Origin of the sequence: Neoroseomonas oryzicola (genome assembly GCF_012163135.1) — a bacterium.
In the GTDB taxonomy this organism is placed as follows: Bacteria; Pseudomonadota; Alphaproteobacteria; order Acetobacterales; family Acetobacteraceae; genus Neoroseomonas; species Neoroseomonas oryzicola.
Genome location: NZ_JAAVUP010000002.1, coordinates 628,005 through 640,677, shown reverse-complemented (window position 1 = coordinate 640,677; position 12,673 = coordinate 628,005). Strand labels below are relative to the sequence as shown.

8 protein-coding genes are annotated in these 12,673 nt (G+C 74.2%); 1 reads left to right on the top strand and 7 read right to left on the bottom strand.

The window, feature by feature from the left end; translation table 11 throughout:
* Positions 1–3: 3 nt before the first annotated feature.
* Genes GWK15_RS09615 through tagH form a run of 6 tightly spaced genes read right to left on the bottom strand, consistent with a single transcriptional unit; the run spans position 4 to position 10,430 of the window.
* Positions 4–717: a PP2C family protein-serine/threonine phosphatase gene (locus tag GWK15_RS09615; RefSeq protein WP_168041062.1), complete on the bottom strand. Its 714-nt coding sequence runs from the start codon at positions 715–717 to the stop codon at positions 4–6.
* Positions 714–1,979: a type VI secretion system-associated protein TagF gene (gene tagF, locus GWK15_RS09610; protein ID WP_168041061.1), complete on the bottom strand. Its 1,266-nt coding sequence runs from the start codon at positions 1,977–1,979 to the stop codon at positions 714–716. The genes GWK15_RS09615 and tagF overlap by 4 nt, the downstream gene beginning before the upstream one ends.
* The gene (tssM, locus tag GWK15_RS09605; RefSeq protein ID WP_168041060.1) at positions 1,958–5,425 is read right to left on the bottom strand and encodes a type VI secretion system membrane subunit TssM; all 3,468 of its coding nucleotides are present in this window, start codon (positions 5,423–5,425) and stop codon (positions 1,958–1,960) included. The genes tagF and tssM overlap by 22 nt, the downstream gene beginning before the upstream one ends.
* 2 nt (positions 5,426–5,427) lie before the next feature.
* The gene (gene tssL / locus GWK15_RS09600) at positions 5,428–6,879 is read right to left on the bottom strand and encodes a type VI secretion system protein TssL, long form (RefSeq protein ID WP_168041059.1); all 1,452 of its coding nucleotides are present in this window, start codon (positions 6,877–6,879) and stop codon (positions 5,428–5,430) included.
* 40 nt (positions 6,880–6,919) lie between these two features.
* Positions 6,920–8,257 (bottom strand): type VI secretion system baseplate subunit TssK, encoded by a 1,338-nt coding sequence (tssK, locus tag GWK15_RS09595; RefSeq protein WP_168041058.1) that lies wholly within the window; start codon positions 8,255–8,257, stop codon positions 6,920–6,922.
* Between the two features lie 28 nt (positions 8,258–8,285).
* Positions 8,286–10,430, bottom strand: a complete 2,145-nt coding sequence (gene tagH / locus GWK15_RS26290; protein ID WP_168041057.1) for a type VI secretion system-associated FHA domain protein TagH — start codon at positions 10,428–10,430, stop codon at positions 8,286–8,288.
* Between the two features lie 356 nt (positions 10,431–10,786).
* Between tagH and hemN the strand changes: the two genes are divergently transcribed.
* Positions 10,787–12,136 carry an oxygen-independent coproporphyrinogen III oxidase gene (gene hemN / locus GWK15_RS09585; RefSeq protein ID WP_168041056.1) on the top strand — a complete coding sequence of 450 codons (1,350 nt, stop codon included), beginning with the start codon at positions 10,787–10,789 and terminating at the stop codon, positions 12,134–12,136.
* 6 nt (positions 12,137–12,142) lie between these two features.
* On the opposite strand, the gene GWK15_RS09580 is transcribed toward hemN, so the two are convergent.
* Positions 12,143–12,511, bottom strand: coding sequence for a response regulator (locus tag GWK15_RS09580; protein WP_168041055.1), 369 nt, complete (start codon positions 12,509–12,511; stop codon positions 12,143–12,145).
* Positions 12,512–12,673: the final 162 nt, after the last annotated feature.

Sequence of the window (12,673 nt, the reverse complement as noted above, 5' to 3'; positions counted from 1 at the left end):
GCGTCAGCCTTCGCAGGCCACCGCGACGACGCTGACGTTGTCGCGCGCCCCGCGCCCCACCGCCTCGGTGACGATGGCCGCGGGGTCGCTGCCATTGGACAGCATCGCGCCGATCTCGGCTTCGGGGATCGTCTTGAACAGGCCGTCGGTGCAGAGGAGGTAGCGGTCGCCCTCCATGATGCGGCCCGACACCTTGTCGAGTTCGAGTTCACCATGGGCGCCGACGGCGCGGGTGATGACGTTGGCCTGGGGGTGGCTCTCGGCCTCTTCCTCCCGCAGGGAACCCTGGTCGACGAGTTCCTGCACCAGGCTGTGGTCGCGCGTCACGCGCTGCAGCACGCCCCCGCGCAGCAGGTAGCCGCGCGAATCGCCGGCCCACAGCATCGCGAAATGGTCCCCGCGCGCGAGCATCACGACGACCGTCGAGGCGACGATCCGCCCCGGCCCACGCCGTTCCGCCTCCTCCTGCAGGTCGCTGTGCACGGTGATCAGCTTGAGCCGCACCTGCGCAAGCAGTTCCGCCGCAGACAGCCCCGGCGGGATGGTCTGCAGCGCGGCGATGATGGCCGAGGAGGCGACGTCGCCCGCGCCGTGCCCGCCGGCGCCGTCGGCGACGGCCCAGAGGCCGATCTCGGGCCGGTCGAGCAGCGCATCCTCGTTGCGGGGCCGCACGGCGCCGGGATGGGTCGCTGCATGGGATATCAGGCGCACGCTCATGCCTCGGCTTCCAGGAGGTAGGCGAAATCGTCGGGGGACGGCAGGCCCCGGAGGGGCCAGACCATCGGCGGCACATGCGACGCACCGCGCGTCCACCAGCCGCCGCCCTCGGGCGCGGGCGGGGCGGCGAGGACGGGCGCGGCGGCCGGCGCTTTCCCAGGCGATGGTTCGTCCGCGGGCTCGGCGAAGCCGAGGAAGCCGGCATCGTCGGGGATCGCCGGCGGCGTCAAGTCGTCGGCAAGGGGCTGCGGTTCCTCGGGCGGCGGATCCGGTGCCGCGGCCATCAGCGCGGCGAGCGGATCGGGACCGTCATCGGCGGACCACGACGGCAGCGGTGCCACGGGCGGCGCCGCCCTCTCGGCGCCGCCGAGCAGCGCGAGAAGCGGGTCGGCCGGGACAGGGGCGGGCGCGGCCTCCGGCACTGCCGGCGCCGGTGCGGCGAAGTCGCCGAGGAAGGCATCGAAGGGATCGGGCGCCGACGGGGCGAGCGTCTCGGGTGCCGGGTCGCCGCCGAGCAGCATGGCGAGCGTCCCGTCCGCCGGTGCCGGCGGCGTCGCCGCACCGCCCGCGAAGACGGACAGCACGTCGAGCTCGACGATGGAATCAGCGACCGGCGCCGGCCCAACCGGTCCAGCCCCGGTGCCGAGGAGGGCGAGCACGTCCTCAGAGCCCGGCGTCACCGGGTCCGGTGCCGGCGCCGCGCCGCCAAGCCCGGTGAGCACGTCCTCCGTCCCCGGATCCGGCGCCACGCCCCAGGCGTCCTCGGCGGCCACGGCGCCGCCATGCGCGACCTGGTCGGGCAGCGACGCGGCGGCCAGGGGGAAGGACGCGGCGCGAACCGGCTCCCCGGGCGGCGGGATCGCGGCCGCCAGCGCATCGGCATCGGCATGTCCTGCGCGGCCTGCCAGCGCCGCGCCTTCCAGCGCGTCGAACCAGGCATCTTCGGGCGCCGCAGCCGCCATCGGCAGAAGCGCCGCCAGCGTGATCGGGAAGCGCCGGCCGACCGTGTCGACGCTCGGCAGCATCACGCCTGCCACCGCATCGGGCCCGCAGGCGCCGGCCGGCAAGGCGAAGCGCCAGGCCGGCGCGGCGTCCCAGGCCTCCTCCCAGCGCGGCCCCAGCGCCGCGCGGGCGCGGGACATCGCGGCCTGCAGCCAATCGTCCCAGGGCGTGACGAAGCTCGACGGCAGGCCCCGGCGCACGAAGTCGCCATGCGCCGGCACCTTGCCGTAGAGGCCGGTCAGGGGGAGAAGGTCGGGCATCGGAACTGCTGGAGCGCGGCCAGGCCGAAGGGATGCTGGGAGCTCCCCGCGCGCAGTTCGAAGTCGATCGTCCTTTCCCCCTGTTGGACGCGAAGGCGCAGGCGCTCGGGCGACGGCCCTGCGGCGAGCGTGCTGTTGCGGCGCATGACGAGCCGCATCGCCGACCACGGCCCGTCATAGGCGAGTGGCCCGACGGTGGACGGCGGATCGAAGGTCAGCGTCGTGTTGCCGCGCGCCGGCCAGGACATCGCGATCGGCCGGGCCGAACCACCCTGCGCGATCTCGGTGCGCGTGCCCTCGAATTCGAGGATCGCCTGCGTCGCGCCCGGATCCATGCTGCGCGGCACCAGGTCGAAGCGCAGGCCCAGCGAGGCGGCGGAGGGATAGAAGGCATCCCGGATCTGCGCCGCGCGCTGGAACTGCATCAGGTCCGCCGCGCTAATCGGCGGGGGCAGCCCATCGGTCGCCATCGGGCGCCACGGGTTCTGCGTCGTGTCGACATACTGGCGGACGTTCTGCGTGAAGAACTGGTCGAAGACGCCGCCGCGGCCGAACAGCCGGTTGAAGTCGTCGACCGGCAGGTCTTCCCCGTTGATGTTGAAGGGGAAGCGCTGGTCGAGCCCGCGGCAGGCCGGCGCAAGCTGCTGGGCCGCCGCCGCCGCGATCGCCGCCTTCGCACCGCCGCCACGCGCGACGTTGGTCTGGGTGACCATCGCGTTCAGCCAGCGCTGGATCGGCTGCGGCTGGCGCGCCGCTTCCGCCTGCAGCCGCTGCCCGGGGTCGAGCCCCGCGGGCTGCGCCGGCACCGTGCCGGGCGGCGCGGTGGCGAGGCGCTGCACCTGCACGAAGAGGTCGTTGACGATGCGCAGCACGCCGTCGATCGGGTCGCCCGAGGCGGTGCGCAACGCCTCGAAGCGCTGCTCCACGATCGCGGCGACGGGCTCGGCGCCGGTCGGCTCCTGCTGCTGCGGCGGCTGGCCGGGCTGCGGCGCGGGCCGCGGCTGGCGGCCGGGCGGCGCCCAGCCCTGCGGGGGCGTGCCGAGCGTCAGCTGCCGCGTGATCGAGCGCAGCAGGTCCTTCATCGGCGAGTTGGGCGCGCCGAGGATGTTCAGCGCCTCCGCCTGCGCCGGCAGGGCCGGCGGCAAGGGCAGCAGGTTGATGTCATCCAGCATGCGCTGCCACTGCCGGACGTATTCCTCCGCGTAGAGGCGCAGCACCTCCTGCTCCAGCCGCACCGGGTCGTCGGTGCCGAGGTTCGCACCCTCCGGCCCAAGCACCCAGTATTCGGCGACACCCTGCCGCACCGCCTGGCCGAGCACTGGCAGCAGCCCGCGATAGAGGCCATCGAGCGTGTAGAGCGCCGGCACGCCATCGGTCAGCGGCGCGCCGGAGGCCCGGGTGAAGTAGCGCTGCCCCGCCTGCCCGAGCGCGTCCGCGGGCCGCCACGGCTGGACGTTCGCCGCCGCCGCTGCGGTCTGCAGGCGGGAGGCGACGCGGTCCGCCAGCGGCAGGCGCGAGAAGATGCGCCGCGAGGCATCGACCAGCGCGCCGTCGACCGGATAGCGAAGGAAGTTGCGCCCGATCGTCGCGTCGAGATGCGCCATCAGCGAATCCCGCACCGGCTGGTTCACCTGGCCGGGGAAGGTGCGCTGCCAGTCGCGCGCGAACCAGGACTTCACGAGGTCCGCGTCGAGCGGCCCCTCCTGCCCCAGCATCAGGTAGGCGCGGGTCGCGTCATACAATTCGTCGGGGCGCTGGAAGGAGGCGCGCATCTCCTGCTCGAGCCGCGCGAGCAGCCGGGGCAGGAAGGAACGATCCAGCGCGCGCCGATACGCCGCATTGGCCCCGGCGACGAGCTTGCTTTCCTGGCTCAGCCCAAGCCCGCCGCCATCCCCGCGCGCCGCCGGCGGCAGGTCGCGCGCCGCGTCGAGGTAGGGAAGGACGCGGCGGAACTCCGCCTCGCTGATGCGCTCGAAGGGAATGCCCTGGCTGGCCTGCTCGGCCTTCGCGACCTGCTCGGCGAGACGGCGCTCGCGCGCCTGCTCGTTGCTCCAGGACATCCAGCCATAGGCGCCGCCGCCGAGCATGACGAGGCCGGCGACCGACCAGGCGGCGATGGCGACGACGCGCCGCCGCTTGTCCGCCTTGCGGTCGCCCGAGGCGAGCCGCGCCTCGTTGAAGATGACGTCCTTCAGCAGCTTGGTGATGAAGTAGGCGCGGCCCTTCTGCTGCATGACCGCCGCCGGGCGGCGCGGGTCGAGGCCGAAGGAGCGCGACAGCGCGCCGGCGAGGCGATCGAGCGGGCTGCCTTCCTGCGTGCCGGAGGTGAAGTAGACTCCGCGCAGCATCGGCGCCGGGTCGAGCCGCGTGCCGCCGAAGGCCGCCGTGACGAAGGCCGAGAGCGGCCCTTCGAGCGAGGCGAACTGCGCCGGGAAGCCCGCGAGGGCTGCGCGCTGCTGCGGGCCGCGTTCCTGCTGCAGCCGTTCCAGCGTGCGGTCCTGCAGGCGGGAGAGCAGCGCCTGGAATTCCTCGGTGAACTTGGAGACGGGGCCGACCTCGCTCGCGGTCTGGACGGGGAAGGTGAAGCCCCAGACCTGCTCGCGCGCGGTCTTGTCGAGGTCGTCGTAGAATTCCATGAAGCCGGCCAGAAGGTCGGACTTGCTGATCATGAAGTAGACCGGCAGGCGCTGGCCGAGCTTTTCCTCGAGCTCCTTGATGCGGCGACGCACGGCGCGGGCATGCTGCTCGCGCTCCGCGGGGCCGAGGCGGGAGATCATGTCCACGCCGAAGGTCACCAGCACGCCGTTCAGCGGCAGGCGCGGGCGCGACTTCTTGAGCAGGTTGAGGAAGCGTTCCCACCCCGCCTTGTCCGCCGCCGCGTCGGAATCCTGGCTGGTGTAGCGGCCGGCCGTGTCGATCAGCACGGCGTTGTCGGTCAGCCACCATTCGCACAGCCGCGTGCCGCCCACGCCCTGCAGCTTGCCGCCGTCGGTCAGCGGGAACTCCAGGCCGGAATTCGCGAGCGCCGTCGTCTTGCCCGACCCGGGCGGGCCGATGATGACGTACCAGGGCTGTTCGTAGAGGAAGCCGCCCTTCTTGCCCGAGGTCGCCTTCAGCTTGTCGAGCGCGGCGGTGAGCTTGTCGCGGAGCTCGGCCTCCTCCTCGGCGGCGCGGTCGGCGCCGGGTTCCGGCTCGGCGATGCCCTGCACCAGCAGCGCATCCCGGCGCCGCTTGCGCCGGTCCATGAACCAGAGAACGAGCAGCACGATCACGAAGAGAACCGCGCAGAGGATGATGCGGTTCATCTCGCTGCCGAGCGGGGTGACCCCGCCGACCGTCAGCAAGGGGCCGAACAGCCAGATGATCGGCATGAGCAGTGCGACGCCGGCCATGGCGGCGAGCGCGCGACCCGAGAGGAAGGGACGGAGGACCGACAGCAGTTGCATGATCAGCGGGTCCCCCGCAGCAGGGTCACTTCTATACGCCGGTTCTGCTCGCGCCCCTCGGCGGTGCGGTTGTCGGCGATGGGCTCGGCGTCGGCACGCCCTTCGGCGGTGAAGCGTGCAGGCTCCCCCGTCGCGGCGGCGATGATCTGCTCGGCCGCCTCGGCGCGCGCCTGCGAGAGGTGGAAGTTCGAGGGGAAGCGCACGGTGCGGATCGGCTGGTTGTCGGAATGGCCGATCACCTGCACGCGGCCGGGCTCGGTCCGCAGGCCCTGCCCGACCCGCTGCAGGATGGGGATGAAGCGCGGCTCGACGGTCGCCGAGCCCGAGGCGAACATGCCGGTGCCCTTGAGCCGCACCGTCACCGAGCGCGCATCGCCGAACACGGTCAGCAGGCCCTGGTCGATCTCGGGCTTGAGGAACTGCTGCAGCGTCATCAGGAAGTCGGGTGGCGGCGGCGGCAGGAAGGCCGGCGGCGCGGGCGGCGGCGCGGGCGGCTGCGGCGGCGCGGCGCGCACGATCTCGGGCACCATGCCCGGCGGCAGCGCGGCCATGCGCTCATAGAGCCCGTCCGAGCCCTCGTTCATCGCATTCGCCAGCCAGGCGTAGCCCATGCCGAGGCCGAAGACCGCGACGCAGGCGGCGACCCAGGCCGGCACGCCCTTGCGCGGGCCGCGATGCGGCGCGTCGACGCCCTTCCAATGCGGGGAGAGCTCGCGCTCCCATGGCGGGCGCACCTGCGTCAGCAGCTGGTAGAGCCCCTCGCGGATGCGCTCGAGTTCCGAGGCGCCGCGCGGGGAGAGGCGGTAGCGCCCCTGGAAGCCGAGGGCGAGGCAGAAATAGGTCAGCTCGAGCGCGTCCTTCCAGCGCCCGGGATCCTTCTGCATGCCCGCCAGCACGTCGAAGAACCGGTCGCCCGACTTCACTTCCTGGTGGAAGGTCGCGACGAGGGACTGCACCGACCAGACGCTGCCCTGGCCCCAATTGTAGGACAGCACCACGTCGTCGAGGCTGGCGCAGAGGATGTAGTGCGCCGCGCGCACCTGCTCCTGGCTCACGCCGAGTTCCTGGGCGTCCTTTTCGAACTGCGCGAAGGCGCGCAGCGTGCGTTCGCGCAGTTCCTGGCCCTGCGGCGGCGCCGTCGTGCCGGCATTGGCGAGACGCGCGAGCAGGTCGAGCAGCGGCTGGGACGCGGCGACGAGCGGACCGATGCCGACCTTGGGCAGCTGGTCCGCCTCCCCGGCAAGGCGCGGGGCGGAGTCACCGCGCGGCGCAGCACCGGCACCCGACCCGGCGCCGGTCGGCAGCCCGGGCATGCCGCCCATCGGCGGTGGCCCGGCAGGCCGGTAGGGCGCGGGCCCGGCCGGCTGCGGGCGCGGCGGCGGCGCGGCGCCGCCTGGGCCCCGGACGACCGTGCGGTCGCTGTCGTCCGGTTCGGCGAAGGGATTGTCGCTCATCGCGCGCGGTCCTTCGGTTCAGCCTCGACCATCCGCGGCATCAGCCGCGGATCGCCCAGAGTTCCATCTTGAGGTTCGGGAAATCGCCGGAGACGTGGATGGCGAAGGCCCCGGAATTCTGCATCTGCGCCCAGTGCTGGCTGCCGCGGTCGAGCTCGAAGTAGACCGCGGCCGCATGGAAGGGCAGCTGGCGGGGTGCCACGGGCAGCGGGCGCACCTGGATGCCCGGCAGCGCGACGTTCACCAGCTCGCGGATATGCTCGACGGCGCCGATCTTCACCTGGTTGGGGAAGACGCGGCGGATCTGCTCGGACGGCATGTCCGCCTGGACGGTGAGCACGAACTGGCTCGAGCGCAGCACGGTGCGGTCGACGATCGGGCCGACGCGCACGCCGAACTGGCGTTCCTGCAGCGGGATCGACACCGCGCTGGTCTCGAGCACCATGGACAGGCTGCGGCGCAGGTCGGCCACCACGGGGGCGAAGGACCGCTGCAGGTCCTCGTGCCGGTAGGCCGGGTAGGTCGCGGCCATGCGCTTCGGATCGGTGAAGGTCGCGAGCTCGCCCGCGAGCTGCACCAGCGCCGCGTAGAGCGATTCCGGATGCACGTTGCCCGCATCGGCCCAGTGCGCCAGCAGCGGCTGCCAGCGGTTCACCGCCTGCAGCAGCAGGAAGTCGGCGACCTCGGCGACGCCGCGCGCGCCGGGCTGGGACAGCCGGGCGCCGAGCGCTTCCGCGCGCTGGCCCAACATGCCGACCAGCTCGCTGACCAGGTTGCCGAGCGGCGGGGAGGCCGAGACGCGCAGGCAGGGCGGGATGAATCGCTCATCGACCACGACGCGGCGGTCGGCCTGCACCTCGACCACGCGGGTCAGGCCGATGGCCGAGAAGCCGGCGCGTTCCTCGGTCTCGAGCATGAAGCGCAGGCGCGGACGGCCGACCTGCAGTTCGGCGGGCACCGTCGCGTCGGAATGGGTGTCGAAGGCCTCGAAGCCGCGCATGCCGTAGCGCGCGGCGGCCATCTCGGGGCCTTCGCTGAAGGCGATCTCGGGACTTCCGGGCTGGCGCACCGGCAGGGCCAGGTAGACCACGCAGTTGCGCGTGCCCTCCGGCAGGTCGAGCGGCGCGGGCTGGTCGGCATGGCCGGGAATGGAGAAGGGCGTGCCGTCCTCCATCACCCCGGTCGCCGAGGCCACGGCGAACTTGCCCGCCGCGAGCAGGTCGCGGTCGAGCGAGAGTTCCGTGATCCCCCAGGGATGCGGCCTGAGCGGCGCGGCGCGCGCCTGCAGCATCCACTCGAAGTGCCGGTCCTGCTGCTGGAAGTGCTGGGCACGGAGGAACATCCCCTCCTGCCAGACCACCTTGTCGTGCCAGAGCATCCGCTACGCGCTCCCCTGCCCCCGGCCCCTAGCGATCCTTCCGCGACGCCTGTTCGTAGGCGCGCGCGAATTCCTTGCCGAAGGCGCTGTCGAAATCGTCGTCGAACTGTTCGGTGACCTGCTGGTGGAGCCGCTTGTAGGCCTCCCACAGCTTCTTGTCCTTGCTGGCGAAGAGGCCCCCGCCGCCCCCGCCGTCCTGCCCCTCGATCCCTTCGGGCGCGAGGCGCGCGAGCAATGCGCGCGCCGCGGCCTGGGTCGCGGCCAGCGTGGCGACCTGGTGCGCGGTCAGGTCCTCGACCGTCTCGCGCACCGCGCGCGGGCCGTTCTGCGTGCCGGCCGAGATCAGCGCGGCGAGCGCCTGTTCGTCGGACGCGGCGAACTTCACCGGGTTGTTGCCGGCGGAGCGCAGCATGGTCTGCTCGATGCGGAATTCGCGCTTCACGTCGGCGCGCGCGATCAGCAGCTGCCGCAGCCCCGAGATGGCCGCGTGGAAGGCGGCGCCGAGCGCGCGCAGCGCCGCGTCGGGATCGGTGTTGCCCGCGAGATGCGCAGGCAGCCCCGCACCGGCGAGGAAGGCGGCGAGGCCGCCATCGGCGCTGCCGCCGCCCGCCATCGCGGGGGCGGGTGCCGGTGCCGCGGGCCGGGCGACCGGCGCGGGCTCGGGTGCCGGCGGCGGAGGCGGCGGCACGGCCGCGCGCGGGGGCGGCGGTGGTTCGGCGAAGGGATCGCTGCTCGCGCCCGGCGGCGTCGGGGGCGGCGTGTAGGGGGCGACCGCGGGCTGCGGCACCGGTGCGGCCGGGGCGACGGCCGCGAAGGGGTCGGGGCCGGGCGCCGGGCTGAAGGCGGCCGGCTGCTGCGCCGGGTATCCCGCCGGTGCCGCGGGCGGCGCCGCGAAGGGGTCGTGCGCCGGTGCGGGGCCATGCGGGACCGGGGGCGGCGCGGCCACCGGCGGCGCTGCGAAGGGATCGTGCCCGGGTGGCGGGCCCGGCGGCATGGGCGGCGGCGCGGCCACCGGCGGGGCGCCGAAGGGATCGTGGCCCGGCGGTGGCCCGTGCGGGACCGGCGGCGGTGCGGCGACCGGCCGGGCAGCGAAAGGGTCGGGCCCGCCGGGCGGCGGGGCCGCCGGGAATGGCGTCGGCGCGGCCGCCGGGAACGGCGCCGCCGCGGGCGCGGCGAAGGGATCCGGGCCGCCGGCCGGGAAGGGCGCGGCAGGCTGCGGCGGCGGTGGCGCGGCCGGGCGCGGGGCGGGCGTCGGCGCGGCGGGGGCCGGGGAGAGATCGAAGTTCCAGTCGTCCGGGATCTGCCCCGGTCCGCCGGCCGCGGGCTGCGGCGCCTGGGGCGCGGCCGGGGCGGCAGGTGCCGCGGGGGCGGCGCCGAGGTCCCAGCTGTCCGGGATGCCCCCGCCCGGCTGCGGCATGGCGCGCGGCGGCACGAAGGCGTCCGAGGTCGAGGGGCGATGATCCGCCGCGGGCGGCGCCGCGGCGAAGGGATCGAAGTCGGCCGGCAGGCCGGAGGCGCTCGGCAGCCCCGGCATCGGCGCGGGAGACGGGCGCCCGCCGACGAAGGGATCGCCCGCCATGCGCGGCTGCAGCGGTTCGTCGCGCGGCGCAGGCTGGCCCCAGGGCTGTGCCTCGGCGGGCGCGCCCCAGGCCGGGGGCGTGGACGGCGGCGTATCCCAGCCCGGCGAGGCCGCGGGCTGATCCCAGCCGGGGCTCGCGGCCGGCTGGCCCCAGGCGGGTGCGGCCGCGGGCTGGTCCCAGGACGGCGTCGCGGCGGGCTGGTCCCAGCCACCGCCGGCCGGCGGCGGCGGCGCGGCGCCCGGCAGGCCGCCGCCCCAGGCGGAGGGCTGCGCGCCCGACTGCTCGACGCGCACCTCGATCTCATAGGCGCCGAGGCGCAGGCGATCGCCGTCCTCGAGCATCTTCACCTGGTCGCGGCCGACCGGCGTCGTCGCATGGTTCACGAAGGTGCCGTTGGTCGACAGGTCGCGCACCTGCCACCCGCCGCCGCGGAACTCGAGCACGCAATGATGCTTCGACAGCAGCCGGTCGGGATCGGGCAGCACCCAGCTCGCATCGGCGCCGCGGCCGAGCACATAGTCGCCGCCGGGCACGCGGCGCTGCTCGGGGACGACGCTGTCGGGACAGCGCAGGACGGACAGGGTCAGTTGCATCGGCGGGCTCCTCCGCCCGGCCTCGCGGCGGCGCCCTCGGGGCGGGGGCCGCGGCGGCCGGCGGACGGCAAGGGTTCGATCGTGCGGGGACGGGGCGCAGCAGCATCAACACGCCCGGCGCGCGGGACGGGTCGCATCGCATGCGACGCGCTCGCCGCCCGAACCCTCCCTGCATGCTGGTGCGTGCCGCGCGGCATCCGCCGTCCTCCGTTTCGCTGCCAGCATACGCCGACCTTCGCGCAGCCTGGAACACCCGGCGACGGACCACAATGGTCCGGTATCACAACGCACCGTCCGACGGCGAAAGGTTGCGCCAGCGCAAGGCACCCGCGCCGCCCGCGTGGTGAAGAATCGCCATGCCCGAGACACCGAACCCGTCCGGCGAGACGCTTCTCCGCCACGCCGCGACCCCCCTGCCCCGCTACACCAGCTATCCGACCGCGCCGCATTTCGGCCCGCTCGACCCCGCGACCTACGCCGGCTGGCTGCTGTCGGCGCGGCCGGAGGACGCGCTCTCGCTCTATGTGCATGTCCCATTCTGCCATGAGCTCTGCTGGTATTGCGGCTGCCACACCTCGGTGACGCGCTCGGCGGCGCGAATCGCGCGCTACGGCGCCGGGCTCGAGAAGGAGGCGGCGATGGTCGCCGCGCTGCTGCCCGGGCATGGCGGCGTCGCCGCGCTGCATCTGGGCGGGGGCACGCCGACGGCGCTCGGCGCCGAGGGCTTGCGCCGGATCGCCGCGGCGCTGCGCCGGCTCTTTGCCTTCCGCACGGGGGCGGAGGTCGCGGCCGAACTCGACCCGCGCACGCTGGGGCACGACCTGCTGGCCGCGTTGGCCGACATAGGCCTGACGCGGGCGAGCCTCGGGGTGCAGGACGTCACGCCGGCGGTGCAGGAACGCATCGGCCGCATCCAGCCCAAGGCGCAGGTGGAGGCCGCGGTGCGGGGCCTGCGCGCGATCGGCGTCGGTGGCATCAACATGGACCTGATCTACGGCCTGCCCGGCCAGGGCGTCGCCGAGGTCGAGGATTCCGCCCGATTCGCGCTCGATTGCGGCGCCGATCGCCTGGCCGTCTTCGGCTACGCCCATGTCCCGTGGATGAAGCCCCACCAGAAGGGCATCCGCGTCGAGGACCTGCCCGACGCCGCGCTGCGCATGCGCCAGGCCGAGGCCGCGGCGCGGGTGCTGACCGATGCGGGCTATGTCGCGATCGGCCTCGACCATTTCGCCAAGCCGGGGGATGCCATGGCGGTCGCCGCCGCGACGGGCGCGCTGCGGCGGAACTTCCAGGGCTACACCACCGACACCGCGCCCTACCTGATCGGCTTCGGCGCCTCGGCGATCGGCGCGATGCCGCAGGGCTACGTGCAGAACGCGCCGGAGGAGAAGGCCTGGCTCGCCGCCGTCGAGGCCGGGCGCCTGCCGACCGCGCGCGGCCTGGCCCTGACGGCCGAGGACCGGACCCGCGCCCGGCTGATCGAGCGCGTGATGTGCGAAGGCGGCATCCCGGAAGCCGACATTCCCGCCGACATCCTGGCCGGCTCGCGGGATCGCCTGGGCGACCTCGCCGCCGACGGGCTGGTCGCGCGCCGCGACGGTCGGCTGACCATGACGCCGGAGGGGCGGCCCTTCCTGCGGCACCTCGCCGCCTGCTTCGACGCCTACCTCAAGCCCTCACCCGCGCGCCACAGCGCGGCGGTGTAGGGCGCGTCAGCGGCCGTCGCAGAGACGCTCCACCAGCGTCGTCAGATCCGCCGGGTCATAGGGCTTGGGCAGCACCGGGACATGCCGGTGGGTCTGCGGCAGGCCGGCCGAGCCATAGCCGGTCGCGACCAGGAAGGGGATGCCGCGGGCCTGGAGCGCGTCGGCCACGGCGAGCGAGTTCTCGCCACCGAGGTTAAGGTCGAGCACCGCGGCCGCGGGCTGCTCGGCCTCGAGCAGTTCCAGCGCCTCGGCCACCGAGCGGGCCGGGCCGAGCACGTCGAAGCCGGAATCGAGCAGCGCATCCTCGACGAGCATGGCCACCAGGGCCTCGTCCTCGATCACCAGAATCTGGCGCTTGGCCCCGGCTGGCGACATGCCACGCAATCCTTCCCATCCTGGGCCCGGTGGCACGGCCTGCGTCGCCCGGCTGTCCGGCAATCGCAATCCGCTACCGACGGTTGAAATTCAGTCCGGGACACGCGGATCGGCACGTGCCGTGAGCCCCTTCCACCCGTGTAGACCAAGCCGCGCGGCGCG

What these genes read in the sequence shown, in the direction of transcription:
- GWK15_RS09615 (WP_168041062.1), bottom strand. Translation starts at nt 717, where the DNA reads ATGAGCGTGCGCCTGATATCCCATGCAGCGACCCATCCCGGCGCCGTG.
- tagF (WP_168041061.1), bottom strand. Translation starts at nt 1,979, where the DNA reads ATGCCCGACCTTCTCCCCCTGACCGGCCTCTACGGCAAGGTGCCGGCG.
- tssM (WP_168041060.1), bottom strand. Translation starts at nt 5,425, where the DNA reads ATGCAACTGCTGTCGGTCCTCCGTCCCTTCCTCTCGGGTCGCGCGCTC.
- tssL (WP_168041059.1), bottom strand. Translation starts at nt 6,879, where the DNA reads ATGAGCGACAATCCCTTCGCCGAACCGGACGACAGCGACCGCACGGTC.
- tssK (WP_168041058.1), bottom strand. Translation starts at nt 8,257, where the DNA reads ATGCTCTGGCACGACAAGGTGGTCTGGCAGGAGGGGATGTTCCTCCGT.
- tagH (WP_168041057.1), bottom strand. Translation starts at nt 10,430, where the DNA reads ATGCAACTGACCCTGTCCGTCCTGCGCTGTCCCGACAGCGTCGTCCCC.
- hemN (WP_168041056.1), top strand. Translation starts at nt 10,787, where the DNA reads ATGCCCGAGACACCGAACCCGTCCGGCGAGACGCTTCTCCGCCACGCC.
- GWK15_RS09580 (WP_168041055.1), bottom strand. Translation starts at nt 12,511, where the DNA reads ATGTCGCCAGCCGGGGCCAAGCGCCAGATTCTGGTGATCGAGGACGAG.